The organism is Pedobacter sp. PACM 27299, assembly GCF_001412655.1.
GTDB lineage: Bacteria > Bacteroidota > Bacteroidia > Sphingobacteriales > Sphingobacteriaceae > Pedobacter.
The window spans coordinates 5636381-5661913 of record NZ_CP012996.1 but is presented as its reverse complement, the minus strand read 5'-3'; the positions used below and the strand labels follow the sequence as shown (position 1 = coordinate 5661913).

The following is a 25533-nucleotide window of genomic DNA, read 5'->3' as shown; positions in this document are numbered from 1 at the left end:
TTTAGGTTTGAATGACTTCCTTTAGTGGGATTAGCTGCGAATCGCAACAGGCTCAGGAGCCAGGAATCCCGGTGCAGGAAAAGGAATCACTTCCCTGTTCACATAGCGGTCAGTCTTATAGGTTTCTTTTCCCAATTTCCTTAACATCTTGTAATGGGATTTTAAAGCATCGCTGAAAGTAATACATTCATTGTAAGGCAAATCATATTCCGCTGCGGTTTCTTTCACAATTTTGCTGATAGCAGGGTAGTGAATGTGACAGATTTTAGGGAATAAATGGTGTTCTACCTGTCTGTTTAAACCGCCGCATAAAAAGGCAGCCAGGGAGCTATTTACTGCAAAGTTAGCCGTAGTTTGTAATTGGTGCGCTGCCCAGGCCTCTTCAATGTTACCATCTTCATTAGGCATAGGAAATTCTGTAGACTCTACCACGTGTGCCAGTTGAAATACCAGTCCTAATACTAGTCCCTGGGCAAATTGCATCGCCAGGAAACCAATGATAAATTGCCACCAGGTAATGTTCATGACCAATAAGGGCAGTACAATAAACAGGAAGTAATAAATGGCTTTATAAAAAAACAGGTTGAAGTATTCGATTTTGGGATGGCTCAATACATGCTCACCTACTTTTTTCTGAAAGAATTTCTTGTAATCTTTTCTGAATACCCAGGAAAGCATAGCCAGACTGTATAGCGCAAAAGCATAAAAATGCTGGTACTGCTGCACCCTGTTTACCGTTTCTGAGTTGGAAAAGCGGATTAGTCCTGGTGCTACATCAATATCTTCATCATGACCTGCGATATTTGTATAGGTATGGTGAACAATATTATGTGTGATGTTCCAGACATACGGACTTGCACCCAGCAAATTAAATATGAAACTGAAAATTTTATTTACTGCCGGGTAAGGAGATAGTGCTTTATGGATGGCATCATGGCAAACATTAAAACCAACGAAGGCACCGAATATACCTAGCATAATGGCCAGTAATAACATCACAGGCGCGCTGAAGTTACCCAATAACAAAAGCAGATAGATGCTCGTTAAGCCGGTAAGGAAGAAAAAAACTTTGAACCACATCGCCGGATTGGCATAGCTGGTGGTGTTATTTGCTATAAAATAAGCATCAACTCGTTTTCGTACTGTAGTGTAAAATGTTGACTTGTTGGTGTTTGTAAACTTGATCTTTCTCGCCATAAATTATTTTGTCCGTACTGAATGTATGGCTTAATCTCCCTCTATTTTCAGCTAATGTAGCACAATTAATACCAGGATGTTTATTTCCTATATTATTATTTAGTTACGAAAATGCTGGCAGTTTAGATTTTCATCTATATTTACCCTAAATTAATGGTTATATATCAACCGTTTTTGGCAATAGATGGAGCGCATCAATATCAAGCAATTAGCTAAAGCCCTGAATTTATCTACTTCAACGGTTTCCAGGGCTTTCAGAGACAACAGTGACATCAGTAAAGAAACGAAGGAGAAAATCCTGGCGAAGGCAAAGGAGTTAAACTATCAGCCGAATCACTATGCAAGCAACCTTAGGGAGCAAAAAAGTAAAACGATTGCGGTCATTGTTCCTGAGCTGGCGAACAACTTTTTCTCGCAGGCCATACACGGCATTGAAAAAATTGCAAGGGGCAAAGGCTATCATATTTTAATTTATGCCACTGATGATGATTATGAGAAAGAAGTTTCCTTCATCAGACATTTACACAATGGCAGAGCGGATGGGATCATTATGTCGGTTTCCGGAGAAGCAAATGACCACACGTATTTGAATGAACTGAGCCAGGAGCGTCTGCCTTTGGTATTTTTCGACCGGGTTTATGAAGACATCATCACGCCAAGAGTCATTACCAATGACTACGACAGCAGTTTTTCTGCGACAGAGCATCTGATCAAACAAGGCTGTAAAAAGATTGCCTACCTGGTGATCAATAAAAATTTATCCATCGGTAAGTTTAGGATGCAGGGATATATTGATGCCCTGGCGAAATACGAAATTCCTTTTGAAGATAGGCTGGTGGTAGACTGCACCAATAGTTATGCTAAAAATTCCCTGATTTTAAAAAGGTTATTGCTGGATATTAAGCCAGATGGCATCTTTACTTCCGTAGAACGATTGGCTTTTGCTACCTACTACGCATGTTATGACCTGAAAATCTCCATTCCTGAGGAACTGATGGTCATCGGTTTCTCCAGTCTGGAGATTGCACCTTTATTGAATCCTTCTTTAACGACGATTACACAGCCCGCTACTAAAATTGGAATTGAAGCCGCGAACCTTTTGTTCAAGATGCTGGATCATCCATTAGAGGTGAATCCAAATCAAAAGATTGTCCTCAATTCGAAACTGATCAAAAGGCGTTCTACCGAACGGGATTAATTTTTATTAAAACTGCTGCTGTACCTCAGTACCCTCATCAAAAAAGTGCCCTTTTTTACATAGGAAATAAGGACACTTTTACGGGATTTTCTTAGTCCGTAAAGCCAGATTTTTTAGGGCTAAAAACCAAGCTTTTTTAGTGCTCAAAATCATGGTTTTTTATCGCCCAAAAACAGGTATTTTTTTCAAAAACTTTTCCATGTTTTCCGATTTTACGCAGAATTCGGCCTCATGCTTTCCACAAGTTTTCCTAAAGCTGTGGAAAACCTCGGGAACGTTCCCGGTATCGTTCCCGAAAAACACCCCAAAAACAACTAAGTGTAAAAATTACACATTGAAACTTGATTTTTGTTTGTAACTATCTGATTATTAATATATAATATTTTTTACTGCCAGATTTCAGAAAACACAAAAACAAATTTTTAATCTAATTTTTTGATTTTTCAGATATTAAATATGGTGTTAAAAAAAAATAACATATAATATTTTGATTTCTCAGGTACGCTTTGCTTATTTACCAAGAGCATAACTAACACTGTACACTAACCAAATATTTACACTAAAAACGAGCTATAAATATGAAAGTATTTTACCTGCTGAAGCCTTGTTTATTGCTGTTTATTGTTCTTGCAACATTGACAGCCCAGGCGCAAACCAGTTCATTAACTGGAACAGTATTAGATGAGACCGGACTGCCACTTCCCGGAGCATCTATCCAGATCAAAAGTATCAATAAAAGTACTACCACTGACGCCTCTGGAAAATACCGCCTGAGCGGATTGCCAAACGGTGCAGCAACAGTAATTGCCAGCTATATCGGCTATACTTCTTTAACGCAGGAAGTAACGATCTCTGGTAATACCGTTTTCAACTTATCCCTTAAACCTGATGCGCAAAACCTGAATGAGGTAGTCGTGATTGGTTATGGTACCCAGCAAAAGAAAGATTTAACTGGCTCCATCGCTACGGTGAGCGCTAAAGATTTCCAAAAAGGAGCCATCACTTCACCAGATCAATTGATTCAAGGTAAAGTAGCAGGGGTGAATGTAGTTTCCAATGGTGGACAGCCAGGAGGAGGCAGTACCATCCGTATTCGTGGTGGCGCTTCCCTGAATGCCAGTAATGATCCACTAGTCGTAATTGATGGGGTTCCATTTAGCGGTAACACGGTGAACAATGCGCCAAGCCCGCTTTCCCTGATTAATCCGAACGACATTGAGACTTTTACCATCCTGAAAGATGCAAACGCAACTGCTATTTACGGATCGAGAGCTTCTAATGGGGTAATCTTAATCACTACTAAAAAAGGAAGCTCTGTAGAGCCGGTGATCAATTTCAATACCAATAACTCTTATGAAACGGTGGCTAAAAAAGTAGATGTACTTTCTGCCGATCAGATTCGTGCTTATGTCAACCAATTTGGAAATAAGAGCTATGATGATGATCCGACACATACTTATAAAGCTTTGTTGGGAAATGCGAATACGGACTGGCAGGATGAAATCTATAAAAATGCCTTTTCTACTGACAATAACTTAAGTATCGGTGGTATTTTCAAAAATGTACCTTACCGTGTTTCTGCAGGTTATCTGGATAAACAAGGTTTGCTGATCACGGATAAATTTGAACGTGCAACCGGTTCATTTAGCATTTCACCAAGATTGTTTACAGATCACCTGAAAATTGACCTGAGTTTAAAAGGATCTTTAACAGAAGCAAGATTTGCCAATGAGGCAGCAAGAGCTGCAGCCATTCAATTTGATCCAACACAGTCAGTAAATGCAGATAATCAGTATGGAAATTATTTTGAATGGATCAAAGGTGGTGTGCCAAACCCTAATGCACCTCGTAATCCGGTTGCTTTAGCGCGCTTACGCAACAATATTGGTAAGACAGAAAGAAGTTTCGGTAATGCCAGATTTGATTATTCTTTTCACTTCCTTCCAGAATTACACGCCAACTTAAACCTTGGTTATGACATTTCTAAAGGATATGGTAGAATCTTTGTACCAGCATATGCAGCACAGAATGCCTCTACACAAGGTTTTCAGGGTAGTTCTTTAGACGAACAAAATAATAAAGTAACGGAGTTTTACCTGAATTATGCGAAAGACCTGACTGGCATTAAAAGCAGGATAGAGGCCACTGCTGGTTTAGGTTATTACGATAATTCCAGTACCAGTCACAGTTATAATGAATATAAAGGAGATGGCACTACCATCACTAAAGTACCACCATTTCCATTTAATGTAGAAAGAGAAAAGCTGAATTCTTACTATGGTCGTTTGATCTATACTTATGATGAAAATTATGTGCTTTCTGCTACCATGCGTGCGGATGGTTCTTCCAGATTCGGAGAAGATCACCGATGGGGATATTTCCCTTCTGTAGGTTTTACCTGGAGAACCATTGGGGAAGATTTTATGAAAGACAGCAAGGTGTTTTCTGACTTGAAATTCAGATTGAGTTATGGCCAGACCGGAAATAAAGACGGTATCGGTAACTATAATTACATGGCTAAGTATTTCAAGAATACCAATCAGGGACAATATCAGATTGGTGATACCCTTTATGATTACTATACACCATCAGCTTATGAGCCTGATTTGAAATGGGAAACAACTACTACTTACAATGCAGGATTAGACTATGGATTCTTTAAAAACAGAGTTTATGGTAGCGTAGATGTGTATTACAAAAAAACAAAAGATCTTTTATCGACTGTAGATATTCCTTCAGGGACTAATTACAACAACCGTTTACTCACTAACGTGGGTAATATGGATGTTCGTGGTTTAGAAGCCAGTATCAATGTAGCTGTGGTTAAAACGGAGAATACCAGCTGGGATATCGGCGTTAATATGGCTTATAATAAAAGAGAAGTCACCAACCTTACGTTTGATTCTGACCCTAATTTCAAGATTGATGCAGGTGGTATCACTGGTGGTACTGGTAACAACATCAAGTACAATGCAATTGGCCAGGCTCCTGGATCTTTCTTCGTGAAAAAACAGATTTATGATGCAAATGGGATGCCTTTAGAAGGGGTATACGCTGATCTGGATGGCAATGGCGTGGTAGATGCAAACGATAAATACTTCTACCATTCTCCGGATCCGAAATTCACTTTTGGCTTTAACTCTGCTTTCAGCTATAAAAAATGGACCTTAAGTACGGTATTGAGAGCCAATATCGGTAACTACGTGTATGATAACGTATCTTCTAACTTCGGTGTGAGGAGCAATATCCTAAGTCCAAGTGGATTGATCAACAATGCAAATGTTGATGTGTACAAGACCAATTTCACCAACAATGAATACCTAAGTGATTACTACATGAAAAATGCATCCTTCCTGAAGATGGACAATTTAGGATTGGCATTTGATGCAGGTAAAATCTCTAAAAATGGAAATACCACCCTTCGTATATCAGCAAACGTGCAGAATGTGTTTGTGCTGACTAAATACAAAGGATTGGATCCGGAAATCACTACAGGTATAGATTATAACTTATATCCAAGACCTAGAACTTATACATTGGGCTTAAATGTTGGCTTTTAATTTTTATCAGGATGAGAAATTTATTTAAAATATTCACCATATCAAGCGTTTTACTGGTCTTTATCAGCTCATGTAAAAAGGACGCCTTGAACTTACGACCTACTAATGATTTAGTAGCGGATCAGGCTTATGCCACCCCAGCAGGATATAAAAACCAGCTGGTTAAATTATATGCCAGTTATGCTTTGACGCACCCAAGTGGAGCGACTGCAGAAAGTGACATCGGCGGGTTGAATCCAGGATTTACAGATTTCCTGAGGTTATTCTGGATGACACAGGAATTGCCAACAGATGAAGCCATCTGCGGATGGAATGATGATGGAATTCCGGATTTGGATAAGATGACCTGGACTTCTGAGAATATATTTGTCAGAGGTTTATATTCCAGAAGTATTTATCAGATTACTGTTTGTAATGACTTCCTGAGAGAAAGTACGCCAGAAAAATTGGCGAGCCGCAACATCACTGGTCAGGATGCAACAAATGTACAGCGCTACCGTGCGGAAGCCCGCTTCCTTCGTGCCTTCCAATATTGGGTATTGATGGATGGTTACGCCAATCCTCCTTTTGTAACAGAAGAAGACCTGATCGGAAAAATTCCGCCCAGACAAATTCAAAGGGCAGAGCTTTTTAAATACGTAGAGTCAGAATTGAAAGCAATTGAAGGAGATCTGGCTGCTCCAATGACCAATGAATACGGTCGTGCAGATCAAGGTGCAGACTGGTCGTTGTTAGCCAGGTTATACCTGAATGCTCAGGTATATACCGGTACAGCCAGATATACAGATGCCATTACTTATTCCAGTAAAGTAATCAACGGTGGTTACAGCTTATCACCAATTTATAAAAATCTATTTTTAACAGACAACAGAACCACTAGTAAAGAGAACATCCTGACCATTAATTATGATGGATTGCATACGCAAAATGATGGTGGAACAACTTACCTGATCAATGCAGCAATTAACGGAGACATGAACCCTGCTTCATTTGGTGTGCCAACCGGAGGATGGGGAGGTAACCGCAGCAGGATTAACCTACCTAAATTATTTACAGACTATTCTGGTGCTACTGATCAAAGAGCAATGTTTTTTGGCCAGAAATTGGAAAATGATGATGTGAATACTTTTACCGATGGTTTAAGGGTGATCAAATTTAGAAATGTGGATTCAAAAGGCGTACCTGCACCTTCTAACGAAGGAAAATTCAGCTCATTGGATTTTGCATTATTCCGCCTTGCGGAACAATATCTTATTTATGGAGAAGCAGTAGCCCGTGGTGGTGCTGGCGGTTCAACCGGACAGGCAATTACCTATGTAAATGATTTGCGTCAGCGTGCTTATGGCAATACTTCAGGAAATGTATTGGCGATTAGTGTTGATTTCTTCCTGGATGAGCGTGGCAGAGAATTGTACTGGGAAGGTTTCCGCCGTACAGATTTAGTTCGCTATAACAAATTTACAGAAGCTGGTTATTTATGGCCGTATAAAGGTGGTGTGAAATCCGGACAAGGGGTAGATGCGACACGTAATATTTATCCATTGCCGCTGGCCGACCTGATTGCCAATACCAATCTGATTCAAAATAAAGGTTACTAACCCTAAGCAGAAATTGAGATGAAATCAAACATTATAAAATATATTTCCTTTGTTTTAGTGGCCATAGGTTTATGGTCCTGCAAAAAGGATGGAACAGACCTGGTGACTAATGTGAGTCCGGCAGGGACACTAACCGCAAGCACCACTACACTTAATTTATCCTTAGCTGCGGCAACGAGCCCGGCAGTAACTTTTACCTTTCCTGCTCCGGTAGTGACAGGCGTAATTGTTCCGGTCACTTCTACCATTCAGATTGATGTAAAAGGTAGAGATTTTGCTAACCCTAAAGAAGTGGTGATTGCAGGTACAACTTATGCACCAACAGTAAGTGCGATCAATGCCATGATGCTGGCTTTTGGATTAAAAGCAAATGTTCCATCAGAACTGGAAGTTCGCTTAAAATCTGCTCCGGCACCGAATGCAGTCACTTATTCGAATGTATTGACTTTGAAAGCGACAGCATACCTGGCCACTTCATGGATTTTTGCTCCAGGTGCTTATCAGGGATGGGCACCTGCAACAGCCGACAGTCTGGTTTCTCCAGATAGTGATGGTAAATACTCAGGAATTATTGTATTCCCAGCTGCTCAGTTAGAGTTCAAAATTACGCCGGTAAAAACCTGGGACCTTTCTTATGGTGTCTTAGGCGGGTTGCTAAGCAGTGCAGGAAACGCGGCCAATTTAACCGCGCCAAAAGCCGGTCCGCAGCTGATTACAGTAGATATGAACACGAAAGCATTTAAATTTGAAGACTCAAAAATATGGGCGATTACAGGTAGTGCTACACCACTTGGGTGGGGTAGTGATATTGACATGAAATTCATCAATGACGGAAAAGGTACTTATAAAGTAACTGCAAATCTGTTGGCTGGAGAATTGAAGTTCAGAGCGGATCGTGCCTACGATTTCAACTATGGTGGAAGTGGTGGTAATCTTGTATTTAATGGTGGCAATATTACTGTTGCCACAGCAGGAAACTATACGGTTACTTTCGATATTCCGAATTTAAAATACTCACTGGTTAAAAATTAATACCCAAACAGGTGGTCCTACAGCTCTTCTGGCATGCTGGACCACCTGTTTTTATTCATCCATTCCTTACCTCAATCTTTTGCTCATGAAAAAACTTATCCTTTTACTCCTCCTGAGTATTTCTGTGACCACCTTTGCCCAAAAATTGGAGCGCATTGAACCGATGTATTGGTGGGTAGGCATGAAAAACCCTAAACTTCAATTGTTAGTTCATGGCGACCGCATCGCTGAGCTGGGTGTAGAACTGAACTATCCAGGTGTAAAACTGGTAGGTGTAAATAAGGTAGAAAATCCTAACTACTTATTTGTAGACCTGGAAATTGCGGAATCCGCCGCTGCGGGAAAATTCCCAATCGCATTTACCAAAGGAGGGAAGAAAGTACTGCAGTATACTTATGAGCTGAAAAACAGGACTGCTAATGCAAGTCGCAAAGGGGTAAGCAGCAAAGATTTGATTTACCTGCTGATGCCGGATCGTTTCTCTAACGGCGATCCGAAAAATGATGTGATTAAAGGAATGCAGGAAACTAAATTGAACAGAGATTCTATGTATTACCGCCATGGTGGAGATTTACAGGGATTGATCAATAAGTTAGATTACCTGAAAGATTTAGGCGTAACCGCCATCTGGATGACTCCGGAAATTGAAAATGACATGGCCAATGCGTCGTACCATGGCTATGCTGCAACGGATCACTATAAGATAGATCCACGCTACGGAAACCTGGCTTTGTACAAATCTTTCGTAGATAAAGTACATGAAAAAGGAATGAAAGTAGTGAAAGATATTGTACACAACCATGTGGGTACCGGACATTGGTTCTATAAAGATATGCCAATGAAAGACTGGGTAAACCAATGGCCAGTGTATACGCAGACCAGCTATCGTGATGAGCCGGTTATGGATCCCCATGCTTCAAAAGCCGATCAGAAGAAAATGTTGGACGGATGGTTTGTACCTAGTATGCCCGACCTGAATCAAAGAAATCCTTATGTACAGAATTACCTGACACAAAACCACATCTGGTGGGTAGAAGATGCAGGAATCGACGGATTAAGGTTGGATACTTACCCATATAACGACCCGGAATACATGAGAGACTGGGCGATCAAGATAAAAGCAGAGTTCCCAACGCTTTCCGTTTTTGGAGAAACATTGGTGAATTCGGCAGCTGCACAAGCGTTTTTTACTGGTGGAAACACGGTAAGCAGAGGTTTTGATACCGAACTGCCAGGCGTAACTGATGCCGTGCTTAAAAATGCAATTTATGAAGCTTTGAATGGTAAATCCGGCTGGACAGACGGAATTTTCAGGTTATACACCACCATCGCACAGGATTTCCTTTACCAGGATGCCGAACGTAATGTGATTTTCATGGACAACCATGACATGAGCAGGTTCTACTCGATGGTGAAAGAAGATTTCGACAAGTATAAATCTGGAATGGCTTTACTGTTAACGTTAAGAGGTATCCCTCAAATGTATTATGGAACAGAGATTTTAATGAAGAACTATTCTGACCCTGATGGTTTGGTGCGTTCTGACTTTCCTGGTGGATGGCCAGGTGATAAAGCAGACAAGTTTACTGCCGCAGGTCGTACTGCACAGGAAAATGAAGCCTGGAATTTTGTGAAAACACTAGCCAATTACAGAAAAAATAGTCCGGCTTTACAAGGTGGGAAAATGATGCAGTATGTGCCGGAAAATGGCATCTATACTTATTTCAGGTACCTGCCGGAAGGTGGAAAGACCGTGATGGTGATTGTCAATATTGAGGATCAGGCGAAAAGTCTGGAGACTTCCAGGTTTGAAGAGCGTATTGGCCAGGCCAGTTCCGCCACTAACGTGATCACAAAAGAAAAAATAAACACTTTAAAAAACATTGCTGTGCCTGCGAAGACCACATTGGTGTTAGAATTAAATTAAGACCATAAATACATAGATGCAACATACTACAGAACCTATCGCCTGTATTTTCGACCTGGATGGCGTATTGGTAGATACCGCTGTTTATCATTATAAAGCATGGAAAGCGCTGGCCAATTCCTTAGGCTTTGACTTTACGGAGTTACAGAATGAGCAGCTGAAAGGCGTGAACAGAATGCGCTCTCTGGACATGATCCTGCAATGGGGCGGTGTAACGCAATCCGCTTCAGAAAAGGAAGCATTAGCCGCAAAGAAGAATGAACAATATGTGGGCATGATTAGTAAAATGACAGTGCAGGAAGTATTGCCGGGTTCATTGGAACTGCTGACCGCTTTGAAAGCAGCAGGGATTAAAATTGCCCTTGGCTCTGCCAGCAAGAATTCTTCCCTGATTTTGGAACGGACAGAACTGGCTCATTTTTTTGATGCCATCGTAGACGGAAATTCCGTGACGACTTCAAAGCCAGACCCGGAAGTGTTTTTGAAGGCCGCAGAATTGCTGAAGACCGCTAAAGAAAATTGTGTGGTATTTGAAGATGCATTAGCTGGTGTACAGGCGGCATTGGCGGCAGATATGATGGTGGTAGGGGTCGGTAGAGCCGAGCATTTACCCGGTGCACAAGTAGTCATCAATAACCTTTCGGAAATTACGATCAACGAGATTGAAGCATTGAGATATCAGTAGCGCAGATTGCCTGAATAGCTAAGCCGAATTAGCAGAAATGAAAACCATGAATCGAAAACGCGTAACAGGCGATTCGAAGATAAAAATAAATGAAAACGTGTTCCGGTTACATCAACCTCCGGAATATCAGAGCAGCATAGACCATGAAAAATTATATAAAAGCAGACGAGTGGAACATTGTTGAGGAAGGTTTTGACCCTCATTTAAATAAAATATCAGAGAGTTTATTCAGTATTGGAAACGGTAGAATGGGACAGCGTGCCAATTTTGAAGAAGACTATACTGGAGAAACTTTGCAGGGAAATTACGTAGCAGGGGTTTATTATCCTGATAAAACCCGTGTGGGCTGGTGGAAAAACGGTTATCCGGAGTATTTTGCCAAAGTATTGAATGCCACAAACTGGATTGGTTTAAACATCCAGATTGACGGAGAAACATTAGACCTGAATACTGCCACAGTCGGCGATTTTAAAAGGGTACTGAATATGAAAGAAGGAACGCTGAGCCGCCACTTTACTGCCAAATTGAAAAGTGGTAAAATGGTGCAGGTGGAGTCGATTCGTTTTTGCAGTATCGTAGACGATGAAGTCGCCGCTTTACATTACCGCATTAAAGCCCTAAATTTTAAAGGCCAGATCAGCATCACTTCATTTATTGATGGTGATGTGAAAAACCAGGACTCTAATTATGACGAGAAATTCTGGGAAGAAGTGGCACAGCAGCAGGAAAAGAATACTGATTACCTGGTACTCAGAACTAAGAAAACAGAATTTGACGTTTGTACGGTAAGTCAGACCAGCATTTTCAAGAATGCTGAACTGCAAACTTTAAGTCCGGTGACGAAAGATAAATACCTTGGACAGCAGGCTTCTTTTGCAGTGGTTCAAAATGAGGTGATTGATTTGTATAAGATCGCAGCCAATTTATCTTCTCAGAATTATGATAAATCGGATTTATTGAGTGCTGCAAAAGCAACCATTTTGAAGGCTGCGGAGAAAGGTTTTGAGCAATTGAAACAAGAACAGGCCATTGCATGGGCCCAAAAATGGGAAGAAGGCGACATCGTGATTGAAGGTGATGTGGCCGCTCAGCAAGCGATCCGATTCAATATTTTTCAGCTAAACCAAACCTATACTGGCAAAGATGCCCGTTTAAATATCGGACCTAAAGGTTTCACAGGAGAGAAATATGGAGGTTCTACCTATTGGGATACCGAAGCTTACTGCATTCCTTTCTACCTTTCGGTAGCGCCTCAGGAAGTAGCTAAAAACCTATTGGTTTACCGCTATAAGCACCTGGATAAAGCGATAGAAAATGCCACTAAATTAGGCTTTAACAATGGTGCGGCCCTGTATCCGATGGTGACTATGAATGGGGAAGAATGCCACAATGAATGGGAAATTACTTTCGAAGAGATCCATAGAAACGGAGCAATTGCCTTTGCGATTTTCAACTATATCCGTTATACTGGTGATGAGCGATACCTGGCAGATTATGGTCTGGAAGTATTGATAGGTATTGCCAGATTCTGGAAACAAAGAGTAAACTGGAGCGCAGAGCGAAACAAATTTGTGATGCTTGGCGTAACTGGTCCTAATGAATATGAGAACAACATCAACAACAACTGGTACACAAATAAATTAGCCGCCTGGTGTTTAACCTATGCGACGGAAGCTGCGGAGAAAGTAAAGTCGCTGGATCCGGAACAATATTTGAAAATTGTTGAGAAGACAAAATTGCAGGAAATGTCTGAGTTTAAAGATTGGAATTCGGTAGCTACTCAGATGTATTATCCTTATCATGAGGGCGAAGAAGTCTTCTTGCAGCAAGATGGTTTTATGGACAAAGAGCAGATTCTGGTAAAAGATTTACCTGCTGATCAGCGTCCGCTGAACCAGAAATGGAGCTGGGATCGCATTTTACGTTCTTGCTATATCAAACAAGCTGACGTATTGCAGGGTATGTACTTCTTTGAGGAAGAATTTGACCTGGAAACCCTGAGAAGGAATTTCAATTTCTATGAAAGCAGAACTGTTCATGAAAGCTCTTTATCACCATGTGTACATAGTATCCTTGCGGCAAAGCTGAACGACGAGGAAAAAGCATACGAATTTTACCTGCGCACCGCACGTTTAGACCTGGACGACTATAACAACGATACTGAAGATGGCTTGCACATTACTTCAATGGCAGGTACCTGGATGAGTGTGGTAGAAGGTTTTGCAGGAATGCGTGTGAAGGAGGATAAATTGGCTTTCCAACCTTTCTTGCCGAAAAACTGGGCTGCTTTCTCTTTTACTATTGGTTTCAGAGGATTACAGCTGAAGGTTCAGATCAATGAATCGGAACTGATCATTACAAACCATTCGGAGGAAAGCTTAACATTAAGGGTATTCGAACAGGAATACGCTGTGCCACCGGGAGAAAAAACAATTGCTTACAAGACCTCATTGGTATGATAAGAACATTCGGTAGTAAGAAACAGGAGCTGAGGGTTAAAAGAGGAATGTTCCTTGGTATTATTTTAACAGGATGCACGATTGTCGGATTTTCAAGTCATAGTATGGCCCAGAGTAAACCTATTATTTATCAATTATTGCCCCGGTTATTTGGGAATAAACAAAGTCAGAACCTCCCTTACGGAACTATTCAGCAGAATGGTTCCGGTAAGTTTGCCGATATCAACAACAAGGCGCTGGATGGAATTAAAGAATTAGGCGTGAGCCATGTCTGGTATACCGGTGTCATTGCCCATGCCAGTCTAACTGATTACAGTGATTTTGGTATCCCCATGGATAATGCAGAGGTGGTTAAAGGGCGCGCGGGCTCTCCGTATGCGATTCGTGATTACTATGATGTAGATCCTGATCTGGCAGTTGATGTGAAGAACCGAATGAAAGAGTTTGAAAACTTAATCGCAAGAACACATCAGAAAGGAATGAAGGTGATCATTGATTTTGTACCCAATCATGTGGCCCGTTCTTACCATTCTCTGGCAAAGCCGAAAGGAGTAGTCGATTTTGGCGCGAAGGACGACCACACTAAAAGTTTCAGTCCAGCTAATGATTACTATTATACGCCAGGAAAGGACTTTGTAGTTCCGGTATCGGAAGTCATCGTTACAGAAAGCTCCGCTATAAAGGGCAGCAGCAGTTCAGCCGCAAATGCTTTAGTTCCACTGGAAAAACAGACATTTAAGGAAAGTCCGGCCAAAGCGACGGGAAATAACGTGTTTTCTGCGAGTCCTTCAAAAGACGATTGGTATGAAACGGTGAAATTGAACTATGGATTGGATTATGCCAATGGGGAGCAGCAGCATTTTAGCCCAATCCCTGGGGTATGGCTTAAAATGAAAGATATTTTGAGTTATTGGGCGACAAAAGGTGTGGACGGTTTCCGTTGTGACATGGCGGAAATGGTGCCTGTAGAATTTTGGGAATGGGTGATTCCGGAACTGAAAAAGAAACATCCGGGATTGATCTTTATCGGTGAAGCTTATAACCCGGCAGTCTATTATACTTATCTAAGCCGGGGGCATTTTGATTACCTATATGATAAAGTCGGTTTATATGATGGTTTAAAAAAGCTGATCAGAAATGAGCAGGAGGTGAATGTACAAGACATTTCAAAAGTATGGCAGGTACAAACTGCTGGATTTGGAGAAAGGATGCTGAGCTTTCTGGAGAACCATGACGAAGAGCGGATTGCCTCTGCAGGTTTTGCGGGCGATGCGGTTCATGCCATCCCTGCGATGGTTGTTTCTGCCACCCTATCTGCTGGGCCTGTGATGCTATATTTCGGACAGGAAGTAGGAGAGCCAGGAAAAGGAACGGAAGGTTTTGGAAAAGAAGACAGCAGGACTACAATTTTTGATTACTGGGGTGTTCCTGAGCATCAGAAATGGATGAATAATGGTGCTTTTGACGGTGCGTTATTAGATTCAAAACAGCAAAATTTACGTCGTTTTTATAAGGCGCTCCTGCACATCGCTGCCAATTCAGCGGCGATCACTAAGGGCGACATCCTGGATGTTCCGCTTGGAGAACAGCGTATGTATGCCTTTTTGAGGTATACCGAAGGTCAGCGGTTATTGATTGTAGCCAATTTCGACCGGACACAAACGCTGGAGAAAAACCTTGAAATCCCAGGCCTGCTATTGAAAAACCGGGAAATTAAAGAAAGTATAGATTTATTGTCTAAGCAGAAAGTAGAAAATACCCCGCAATCCCTATATTTAAAAGTGCTGCCCGGGACTGCTCAAATCATTCAATTTTAATTATTAATACCTGATGGAAAAGAAAATCGCGCTTAGTAAACCAAGATTATCGTCCCTGCAGATCTTTAACATGAGTGCCGGTTTTTTCGGAATTCAGTTTGGATTTGCACTACAAAATGGAAATGCTTCCCGGATACTGCAAACTTATGGTGCAGATGTGGAGCATCTATCGCTTTTTTGGTTAGCAGCCCCATTAACAGGGATGATTGTTCAACCCATCATTGGTTATTATAGTGATAAAACCTGGAACAAGTTTGGCCGGAGACGGCCATATTTCCTAATCGGTGCCGTATTAACTGCGATTGCGTTGATCTTGATGCCGAATTCTGCGGCAATGGCCAGTCTGCTGCCGCCGATTATTATTGGTGCTGGTATGCTGATGATCATGGACGCTTCGATTAATGTGGCGATGGAACCTTTCCGCGCACTGGTGGCTGATAAGCTGCCCGAAAGCCAAAGGAGTTTCGGCTTTTCCATGCAGACCTTCCTGATTGGGGCGGGAGCCATTACTGGTTCCTGGTTACCTTATATCCTTTCAGAATATATGGGTGTCTCTAAAGTTGCTGCTGCCGGACATGTTCCGCTCAATGTGATTTATTCCTTTTATGTGGGAGCTGCGGTATTGGTAGGTACCATCCTTTGGACGGTGATCACTACCAGTGAGTATCCACCGGAAGAAATGGAAAAGTACCATGACGGTGCTCCGGAAGAAGAAACGAAAGGCATCATGTCTATCTTTACTGATTTTTCTAATATGCCGATCACCATGCGTCAATTGGGATTGGTGCAGTTTTTCTCCTGGTTCGCTTTGTTCTCTATGTGGGTATTTACTACGCCAGCGATTGCCCAGCATATCTATAAGGTATTGCCTGGGGATACTTCCTCTGTACAGTTTGCGGATGCAGGAAACTGGGTAGGTATTCTTTTCGGGATTTACAATGGTGTTTCCGCAATTTACGCATTGCTATTACCGGCTATTGCCAGGGCTACGAGCAGGAAAATAGCCCATGCTTTCTCGTTAACTGCGGGCGGATTGGGCTTATTGTCCATTTATTTTATCACAGATCCACAGCACCTCATTTTCTCTATGATTGGGGTAGGGCTGGCCTGGGGAAGTATCCTATCTATGCCTTATGCTATCTTATCAAGCTCTATTCCTGCAAGAAAAATGGGCGTATACATGGGCATTTTTAATTTCTTCATCACCATGCCTCAAATTATAAACGGCTTTTTTGGAGGCATGATTGTAGAGAAATTCTACGATGGAAAGGCGATTTATGCGATTGTACTGGCAGGAATTTTCATGATTCTCGGTGCGATTTCGGTGCTTTATATCCAGAGCAATAAAGAAAATGTAGGGTAATAATCAGCTGGAAATTCTGCTTAAACGGCAGAAATACGGCGATATTAGAGAATTCGTATTAAAATTTTTGCCTAAAGCCGGGCGGTCTGCAAAGTTTTAAATAAAATGCCTATTTTTACAGCCCACTTATGGAACAGATAAAAACATCATTTGATTTCGAAAAACCTTTAGTTGAATTAGCTCAGCAGATTGAAAAGGTTAAACAGGTTGCCGATAAAACGAAAGTAGATATGTCTGCTACCTTGACTGAACTGGAAGAGAAGTTAGCTGATACTCAGCAGACGCTTTATACTCATCTCACAGGATGGCAGAAAGTTCAGATGTCCCGTCATCCGGAAAGGCCACAAACCTTGGATTACATCAGTATGATCTGTGATGATTTCATCGAGATGCATGGCGACAGAACTGTAAAAGACGATAAAGCCATTATTGGTGGTTTCGCTACGATTGCTGGTCAAACGGTAATGGTGATCGGACACCAGAAAGGTAAAAACACTAAAGAGCGTCAATATCGTAATTTCGGTATGGCGAATCCTGAAGGTTATAGAAAAGCATTGCGCTTAATGCGTCTAGCGGAAAAATTCAATAAACCAGTGATTTCTTTTATTGACACGATGGGTGCTTATCCCGGATTGGAAGCAGAAGAACGCGGACAAGGGGAGGCGATTGCGCGTAACCTGTTAGAAATGTCTGTTCTAAAAGTACCTATCCTTTGTTTTGTGATTGGTGAAGGTGCATCAGGTGGTGCATTGGGTATCGGCATCGGCGATCGTGTATACATGTTAGAGCATACCTGGTATTCTGTAATTTCTCCTGAATCCTGCTCTTCTATCTTATGGCGCAGCTGGGACTTTAAAGAAAGAGCAGCAGAATGTCTTAAACTAACTTCTGATGACATGTACAAAAATCAATTGATTGATGGCATCATTAAAGAACCGCTGGGAGGTGCACACCAGAATCCTGAATTAATGGCTGAAACTATTAAAGAACAGATCATGAGTGACCTTAAAGAGATTAAGAAATTAAAAACGGATGCCATGATCACCAAGAGAATTGATAAATTCTGTGCAATGGGTGTGGTAAACGAGTAATAAAACAACCTACATAAAGCAAAAGGGCTGCAATTTATAAATTGCAGCCCTTTTGCTTTACGATCAGATCCTGGAATAAGCGGAGTTCATAAAAAAAGGAGCATCCGTAAAACGAATGCTCCTTTTTAGTGACCGGAACTAATTATTGTGCCGGGAAGAAAGGAGAGAACCTTGCTTCTAATAGGTTGAACTTCTCAGCGAGCTCTTTGCTTAGTTTATCTTGCTTGTTTTCGGCAGTAGTTCTGGCCATAGAGTTCAGGAAGGATAGTCCTAACTGTACATTTTGTCCACCTACAAACCTTTTCTTGCTTTCAGAAACATCAGCCAGGTAAGTCAGCTCTTTCATAATATAGTCAGCTGATTTCTCAATCAGTGCATTTGCTCTTTTGCTATCACCTAATTGGTATAAGTTTTCTGCCATAAAGTAAGCACCCATCATAGAACGCATGCCGTAGAATTTCTCTGGCATCACTTCAAAATAACGGTTCACTACTTTCTGTGCATCTTCTTTCTTGCCTTCTTTCAATAATCCGCTGATGGTATTGTTGAATACATTGGTAAAGATGGAAATGTCATCAGAAGATTGTGGATCCAGATATTTAGCGTTCTTCACATTACCCCATACAAATTTGTTCATCACATTATTGTATAGTACAGGCGTATTGATCAGTTCGTTTCTAGAAGCTGCGGTATCCACTTTTAAAGGCATTAAATGTAAAGCCAGACCTTCATTATAAAGATACTTGTCTAAACCATTATACTGCTCTGAAGGAACTGTGCTCGCGAAATAGATCGGTCTTTTCCAGTTGTTATGCACTAGAATGTCAAACATCGCTAAAGTTCCTTTAGTCACGTAGTTTTTGTTGAATGTCCATTCTATTGCAGGAACGATTTTGGCAGAATCCGCAGGGCTGACCACGCCGTTTTTAAGTACGGCTTCTTTATCTACTGTGATCTTAAAGTTTTTGGTAGGGATGAAATTTACTTTTCTACCGTCATTTAATGGCAGTTTATCTTCGCTGTTTTCAGAAAGCAGCAATTCTAAGATATTCTTCAGTTCAATATTTCCTGCGATATCCGCGTTTTGATAATACATCACATCTCTAACGCCCTGAACATACTGTGACTCGTTCATTGAGATTGGGAGTGGCTCAGATTCGTTCATTTTACGTTTCATACCATTAATGTACCAATCGGTATCAAACAAACTCAGGTTGACTAACCTAATGTCAGGTCTGATGTTTTCAACCTCTTGTGCATACCATAATGGATAGGTATCATTATCACCATAGGTGAACAGGATTGCATTAGGCGCACAGGACTGCAGGTAATCCAGGGCAATATCATGCGCTACCATTTTAGTAGAACGGTCATGATCATCCCATCCCTGAGCAGCCATAATCACTGGTGCGGCAAATAAACCGATAACTGTCGCTAGAATACCGCCGGTAGCAGGAGTTAATTTTTTGAATAACCATTCACGGAGGGCGAGGACACCAAATCCGATCCAGATGGCAAAGGCATAGAATGACCCCACATAAGCGTAATCACGTTCCCTTGGTTCCATTGGTTTCTGATTCAGGTATAAAACAATCGCCATACCGGTAAAGAAGAACAATAAGGCTACAATTCCTGCATCTTTCTGATTTCTTTTGAAATGCCAGATTGCACCCAATAAGCCCAGGATTAGTGGGAGGAAGAAGAAACGGTTGTAAGCATTACTTTCTGTAATAGAAGGAGGGAGGTTTTTCTGACTTCCCAGGTGAAGTGCATCAATTGGCTTAATCCCGCTCAACCACTGACCTTCGTATAAACTACCTTGTCCCTGGTCGTCGTTTTGTCTGCCGACAAAGTTCCATAAGAAATACCTCATGTACATTTGTCCGGTTTGGTACGACAGCAGGAATCCGATGTTATCAATTAAGCTTGGGAAGTGATCATCACTAAAGCCCATCATGTCTTTATAGTATGCCACGTGGCCAGCATCATCACTGTACATACGTGGGAAAGGCGTAATTCTATCGTATTCATAGTCGGACTTTTTACCGGCTACTTCATATTTCTCTGCACCTTTTCTATATAATGTTTTTCCTTCTACAGAATTTATGGCCTGCGAGTTATAGTTAGGACCGAATAATAAAGGCCTGTCGCCATATTGCTCCCTGTTCAGGTAACCTAAGAAAGAGAATACATTGTCTGGAGCACTGTTGTTTAAGTTAGGATTTGCTTTTGCACGGATGATGATCATCGAGAATGAGCTGTATCCAAAAAGGATCAGTACTACTGAAAGTAAAGAAAGGTTCAGGATTTTTTTCTCATGTTTAATAGAGTACCTGATACCCCATACGAAACCGCCAATCAATAAGATGGCAAAGACCATTACTCCGGTACCGAAGCCCATTCCTAAAGTATTCACAAAGAATAAATCGAAGTAAGCGCCAAATGAAACTACGTATTGAATGATACCATACTGAACTACGGCAAGAATCAGAATCCCTACAATACCTGCTTTGATGATACCGGCAGTAGTTGGATTTTTAACTTTCTTGAAGTAATAAACAAAGGCAATTGCTGGGATGGTCAATAAGTTCAATAAGTGAATCCCGATGGATAGACCCATGATATAAGCGATAAACAACAACCAGCGATCTGCGCGCGGCTCATCGGCAACGGCTTCCCATTTTAAAATCCCCCAGAATACGATGGCGGTAAATAGAGAAGAAAGCGCGTATACTTCGGATTCTACTGCTGAAAACCAGAAACTGTCTGAGAAGGTATAAGCTAAAGCACCTACCACACCTGCACCCATAATGGTGATAAGGTTGGCTTGACTCACTTCTTCTTTTTCTTTAATCAGCGCTTTTTTCGCCAATGCGGTGATGGTCCAGAATAGGAATAAGATGGTGGCACCACTGGCAATAGCGGAACCTACGTTCATAAAGTAAGCGATTTTAGTTAGGTCACCAAAAGCAAAAAGTGAGAAGAACCGCTGTATCATTAAGAATAATGGCGCTCCCGGTTGGTGAACTACCTGCATTTTTAAGGCTGAGGCGATAAACTCACCGCAATCCCAAAAGCTGACAGAGGGTTCTAGTGTTAGAATGTACGTTACAGTAGCAATCAGAAAACAAAGCCAGCCGGTAAGGTTGTTGATTTTTGAATAATTCATTTCTTAAGTAAAATAGTTATTGATTCGCGCTAATAAAATGCAGCCGAAAATAAAGAATAAGATTGATAAACTCATAAAGTAAGGGGAGTTTAACATATTTAACAATCAATATTAAGGTATCTTTTCTGTGGTTTGATTTCAGGAGGAGGATATCCTGCACTTTTCTGTTCTTCAGAATCCTTAAATTTTGTCCTGTTTTATATTATTTTAAAATATTTTAATCTTGCCTGAGGTATAAATGCGGGTGCTTTTTCAGTTTCATTGCAAAGCTTCAATTTTTATTAAAAAAAAAGTGTTTTTTTTTATCTGAAGCAACTTCCTCATTTTAAATTGATTATTTCCTTTCGGAAACATAAAGGTAATATTTTTTAAACTTTTTTTGCGACAGGATTTGCAGATATCAAAAATGTGCGTACATTTGCATCAGATTTCAGAGCAACAATTATCCGCTTCGAAATTAAAATTGAAAGATTGCCCGATAGTATAAAGGTAGTACAACGGTTTTTGGTACCGTTTGTCTAGGTTCGAATCCTGGTCGGGCAACAAAACATATTCGGATTGTGGTTTGTTTCACAATCCGATTTTTTTTAACCAGCATTGATACACCTCTAATCATGCCATTGCAGTTTAATCCAGTTAAACTTTTTGCCGGAACAGGTACAAAAGAATTAGCAATCCAAATTGCCGAGAGCTACGGCAAACCTTTAGGTGATGTCACCTTGAATAGGTTTAGCGACGGCGAATTTCAACCTTCTTACGATGAAACAGTACGCGGTTGCGATGTCTTCATCATCAATTCTACTTACCAGCCAAATGATAACTTAATGGAGTTGCTGTTAATGATTGATGCCGCTAAACGCGCATCTGCTCATTACATCACTGCAGTAGTTCCTTATTATGGTTTGGCAAGACAGGATAGAAAAGATAAGCCACGTGTTGCGATTGGTGCCAAATTGGTAGCGAACTTGTTAAAATCAGCAGGTATCCATAGAATCATGACAATGGACCTTCATGCTGCTCAGATCCAAGGTTTCTTCGATATTCCTGTAGACCATTTAGATGGTTCAGTAATTTTCGTGCCTTATATCAAAAGCTTAGGCCTGGAGAATCTAACGATTGCTTCACCGGATATGGGTGGTTCTTACAGAGCGCGTACTTTTGCAAAGTTCTTCAATGCAGAGGTGGTGATTTGTGATAAGAGACGGAAACGTGCCAATGAAATTGAATCGATGTCGATCATCGGTGATGTAGTTGGTTTAGATGTGGTTTTAATTGACGATATTTGCGACACCGCAGGTACTTTGTCCAAAGCAGCAGCGCTGATCATGGAAAAAGGAGCGAAAAGTGTGCGTGCAGTTTGTACACACCCGGTGTTATCAGGTAAGGCTTATGAAACGGTAGAAAACTCTATGTTAGCAGAGTTAATCGTGACAGACACCATTCCATTGAAACGTCAGAGTGACAAAATCAGGGTATTGAGTACTGCTGAATTATTTGCAAAAGCAATTGCCAATGTAAATGAGCACGGTTCTATCAGTGACCTATTTAGAGTTTAATATTAATAATAAATATATATAAAATGAAAACAATCGCAATTAGCGGTTCTCCAAGAGAGAACGTAGGGAAACGCGATGCTAAAGAGCTTCGCTATGAAGGTAAAGTTCCTGCAGTATTGTATGGTGGTACAGAGCAAAAACACTTTGCTGTAATTACAACCGAATTAAAGGATGCTATTTACACTCCAGAAGCAAACTTCGTTGAAATTGACATTAATGGTACTAAAACTAAAGCTATCATTAAAGAATTACAATTTCACCCATTAACTGACCTATTGTTACACGTAGATTTTCTTCAGTTATTTGATGACAAAGAAATCTTAATGGAAATCCCAGTTAAATTAACCGGTACTTCTCCAGGTGTTAAAATGGGTGGTAAATTAGTTCAAAAATTACGTAAACTTCGTGTGAGATCACTTCCAAAAGATATGCCTCAAACAGTTGAAGTGAGCATTTCGAAATTAGAAGTTGGCAACTTGTTCCGTGTACGTGATATCGCGAAAGCTGATTACACGATCACTAACACTCCAGAAGATACTATCGTATCAGTTGGTATGTCAAGAGCTTTAAAACAAGCTGAGAACGAAGCTAACAAGAAATAATTTCTTTTTAGTCCAATCTAGAAAAGCAGTATCGGCAACGGTACTGCTTTTTTTATGGAATAAAATGATTCAATGGCTGTTCTCAGCTAAACTATTATATTTGCAGCAGATGAAATACTTAATTGTTGGTTTAGGGAATATAGGTCCTGAATATGCGCATACCCGTCATAATATTGGTTTTGATATCGCTGATGAGCTGGTAAAGGAGCTTGATGGCTCTTTTTCTAATGTCCGTCTGGCCTATTATGCGGAGCTTTCTTTCAAAGGGAAAAAATTGCACGTCATCAAACCCACTACGTATATGAACCTGAGTGGAAAGGCAGTGAATTACTATATGAGGGAATTGAGAATCCCATTGGAAAATGTATTGGTGATCGTGGATGATCTTGCTTTGCCATTAGGTAAACTCAGGTTGAAAATGCAGGGCAGCAGTGCAGGCCATAACGGCTTGAAAAGCATTGAAGAACTTTGCGGCGGACAAGCTTACCCGAGACTGCGTTTCGGCATCAGCGACAATTTCTCTAAAGGCAGACAGGCAGACTATGTATTAGGCCATTTTGATAAAGACGAACAACTGGAACTTCCAGCACTGATTAGTAAAAGCGTGGACCTGATCAAAAGTTTCGTGACCATCGGTCCAGCTTTAACAATGACTGCCTTTAACAAATAGTTCAGGCCTCTTTAACTGCGTATTTCATGATTTTCTGGTGCAGCACATCCAGTTCAAACGGCTTGCTCACCACATCATTTGCACCGGCATCAATGGCAGTCTGCTTGTCGGTTTCCAATACCGCTGCCGAGAAGGTGATGATCGGAATCGTTTCTTTTCCGGGTACAAAGCCTTCACGGATCAGTTTTATAGCATCCAATCCATTCATGACTGGCATGAATGTATCCATCAAAATCAGGTCGTAATCGGATTCTTTTAATTTGTCCAGGGCCTCTTTTCCATTCTCTACCACCTCTGGAAATATCTGCCAGTCTTTCAATATTTTTATGATCAGGAACTTATTGATTGGGTTATCTTCTGCCACGAGGACTCTTAATCCTGGGAAATGATCTAAAGTTGGTTTGCTGACGGATTTAATCACTACCGTTTCTTTTACGATTTCATACCAGTTGCTAAAAGCGAAAGTACTGCCAACTCCTTCTTCACTGGAAACTTCCAGGGTACCACCTTTTAGTTTTGCCAGGTTTTTCACAATTGATAAGCCCAATCCCGTGCCTCCAAATTTTACGGTCGTTTGCTCATCTGCCTGTTCAAAGGTTTCAAAGATCTTATCGATGTTGTTTTTGGCAATGCCGATACCGGTATCTTTCACAGAAAACTTGAGCAGTAAATTGTTTCCTTTTCTGTCAATGATTTCTGTTTTTAAATGTACGCTTCCCTGAACGGTGAATTTAATCGCATTTCCAATCAGGTTCATCAGGATCTGATTCAGGCGCAGGGAATCTGCCAAAATAAAAGTAGGCAGATCCGGGTCTAATTCAATCGTCAGGTCCAGTTCTTTTTCCATGGCACGAATGCGCAGCAGGTTCACTACAGCATGGCAGATCTTTGCTATATCAGTTTCAGAACGGTTGATTTTGAATTTACCGGACTCAATTTTCGACAGGTCAAGAATGTCATTGATCACCCCTAAAAGAGAGTCTGAGGAAATTTCCAGCAGGCTCACCATTTCTTTTTGCTCAGGAGTCAGGTATGTTTTTCCCAGCAAGTTGGCCAGCCCGATGATCCCATTAATTGGGGTACGGATTTCATGGCTCATATTGGCGAGGAAGTTCTCTTTAATGCGCTTGCCTTGTTCCGCCTGTTCTTTCGCTTTGATCAGTTCCTTTTGGTATTCCAGTAGCTCTTTATTTTTTCTTTTGATCTCCCTTTCTGTTCGAACCAGGTGGATAAAAGAATCCACTTTTGCAGAAGTGACATAAGGATCCAATGGTTTATATAAATAATCTACTGCACCGGTATTCAATCCTTTGACTGCATATTTGGTTTCCTTCGATATAGCGGTTACGAATATGATCAGGATCTCCTTGGTGCGGGGATTGCTTTTTAAGATTTCTACCAGCTCAAAGCCATCCATTTCTGGCATTTGAACATCTACCATTGCAATTGCAATATCCATTTCCCAGGATATTCTCAATGCCTCATTTGGGTTAGTGGTGGTAATGATGTTGATGTCTTTCCGCTGCAGCAATGCCTCCAGTGCAATGATGTTCTCCGGTCGGTCATCAACAATTAGTATGTTAATCTTTTCCATATTAGGTCTTTCTGC

Annotated in this window: 16 protein-coding genes and 1 tRNA gene; 14 read left to right on the top strand and 3 right to left on the bottom strand. The window is 41.0% G+C overall.

Going from position 1 to position 25533, the window contains the following annotated elements; all coding sequences use genetic code 11:
- Positions 1–30: 30 nt before the first annotated feature.
- Positions 31–1197, bottom strand: a complete 1167-nt coding sequence (locus tag AQ505_RS23800) for a fatty acid desaturase family protein (RefSeq protein WP_062550466.1) — start codon at positions 1195–1197, stop codon at positions 31–33.
- A gap of 184 nt (positions 1198–1381) precedes the next feature.
- Between AQ505_RS23800 and AQ505_RS23795 the strand changes: the two genes are divergently transcribed.
- From AQ505_RS23795 to AQ505_RS23750, 10 genes are all read left to right on the top strand, one after another.
- Positions 1382–2395, top strand: coding sequence for a LacI family DNA-binding transcriptional regulator (locus AQ505_RS23795; protein ID WP_062550465.1), 1014 nt, complete (start codon positions 1382–1384; stop codon positions 2393–2395).
- A 578-nt stretch (positions 2396–2973) separates the two neighbouring features.
- Positions 2974–5955 (top strand): SusC/RagA family TonB-linked outer membrane protein, encoded by a 2982-nt coding sequence (locus tag AQ505_RS23790; protein WP_062550464.1) that lies wholly within the window; start codon positions 2974–2976, stop codon positions 5953–5955.
- Positions 5956–5966: 11 nt separating this feature from the next.
- Positions 5967–7553 (top strand): RagB/SusD family nutrient uptake outer membrane protein, encoded by a 1587-nt coding sequence (locus tag AQ505_RS23785; protein ID WP_062550463.1) that lies wholly within the window; start codon positions 5967–5969, stop codon positions 7551–7553.
- An 18-nt stretch (positions 7554–7571) separates the two neighbouring features.
- Positions 7572–8585: a SusE domain-containing protein gene (locus tag AQ505_RS23780; RefSeq protein WP_062550462.1), complete on the top strand. Its 1014-nt coding sequence runs from the start codon at positions 7572–7574 to the stop codon at positions 8583–8585.
- Between the two features lie 85 nt (positions 8586–8670).
- Positions 8671–10512, top strand: coding sequence for a glycoside hydrolase family 13 protein (locus AQ505_RS23775; RefSeq protein ID WP_062550461.1), 1842 nt, complete (start codon positions 8671–8673; stop codon positions 10510–10512).
- A gap of 16 nt (positions 10513–10528) precedes the next feature.
- Positions 10529–11197: a beta-phosphoglucomutase gene (gene pgmB / locus AQ505_RS23770; RefSeq protein WP_062550460.1), complete on the top strand. Its 669-nt coding sequence runs from the start codon at positions 10529–10531 to the stop codon at positions 11195–11197.
- Between the two features lie 143 nt (positions 11198–11340).
- Positions 11341–13656, top strand: a complete 2316-nt coding sequence (locus AQ505_RS23765) for a glycoside hydrolase family 65 protein (protein ID WP_062550459.1) — start codon at positions 11341–11343, stop codon at positions 13654–13656.
- Positions 13653–15473 carry an alpha-amylase family protein gene (locus AQ505_RS23760; RefSeq protein WP_062550458.1) on the top strand — a complete coding sequence of 607 codons (1821 nt, stop codon included), beginning with the start codon at positions 13653–13655 and terminating at the stop codon, positions 15471–15473. The genes AQ505_RS23765 and AQ505_RS23760 overlap by 4 nt, the downstream gene beginning before the upstream one ends.
- 13 nt (positions 15474–15486) lie before the next feature.
- Complete coding sequence (locus AQ505_RS23755) at positions 15487–16836, top strand: MFS transporter (protein ID WP_062550457.1); 1350 nt, start codon at positions 15487–15489, stop codon at positions 16834–16836.
- Between the two features lie 128 nt (positions 16837–16964).
- The gene (locus AQ505_RS23750) at positions 16965–17927 is read left to right on the top strand and encodes an acetyl-CoA carboxylase carboxyltransferase subunit alpha (protein ID WP_062550456.1); all 963 of its coding nucleotides are present in this window, start codon (positions 16965–16967) and stop codon (positions 17925–17927) included.
- A gap of 142 nt (positions 17928–18069) precedes the next feature.
- Here the strand turns inward: AQ505_RS23750 and AQ505_RS23745 are convergent, their stop codons facing one another.
- On the bottom strand, positions 18070–21096 hold the full coding sequence (locus tag AQ505_RS23745) for a glycosyltransferase family 117 protein (RefSeq protein WP_062550455.1): 3027 nt from the start codon (positions 21094–21096) through the stop codon (positions 18070–18072).
- Between the two features lie 472 nt (positions 21097–21568).
- Here AQ505_RS23745 and AQ505_RS23740 point away from each other — a divergent pair.
- From AQ505_RS23740 to pth, 4 genes are all read left to right on the top strand, one after another.
- Positions 21569–21639 (top strand) — tRNA-Gln (locus AQ505_RS23740).
- 71 nt (positions 21640–21710) lie between these two features.
- Positions 21711–22652: a ribose-phosphate pyrophosphokinase gene (locus AQ505_RS23735; protein ID WP_062550454.1), complete on the top strand. Its 942-nt coding sequence runs from the start codon at positions 21711–21713 to the stop codon at positions 22650–22652.
- A gap of 23 nt (positions 22653–22675) precedes the next feature.
- Positions 22676–23254: a 50S ribosomal protein L25/general stress protein Ctc gene (locus AQ505_RS23730; protein ID WP_062550453.1), complete on the top strand. Its 579-nt coding sequence runs from the start codon at positions 22676–22678 to the stop codon at positions 23252–23254.
- Positions 23255–23363: 109 nt separating this feature from the next.
- Positions 23364–23924 (top strand): aminoacyl-tRNA hydrolase, encoded by a 561-nt coding sequence (gene pth, locus AQ505_RS23725; protein WP_062551185.1) that lies wholly within the window; start codon positions 23364–23366, stop codon positions 23922–23924.
- A 1-nt stretch (position 23925) separates the two neighbouring features.
- On the opposite strand, the gene AQ505_RS23720 is transcribed toward pth, so the two are convergent.
- Positions 23926–25518, bottom strand: a complete 1593-nt coding sequence (locus AQ505_RS23720) for a response regulator (protein WP_062550452.1) — start codon at positions 25516–25518, stop codon at positions 23926–23928.
- Between the last annotated feature and the right edge of the window lie 15 nt (positions 25519–25533).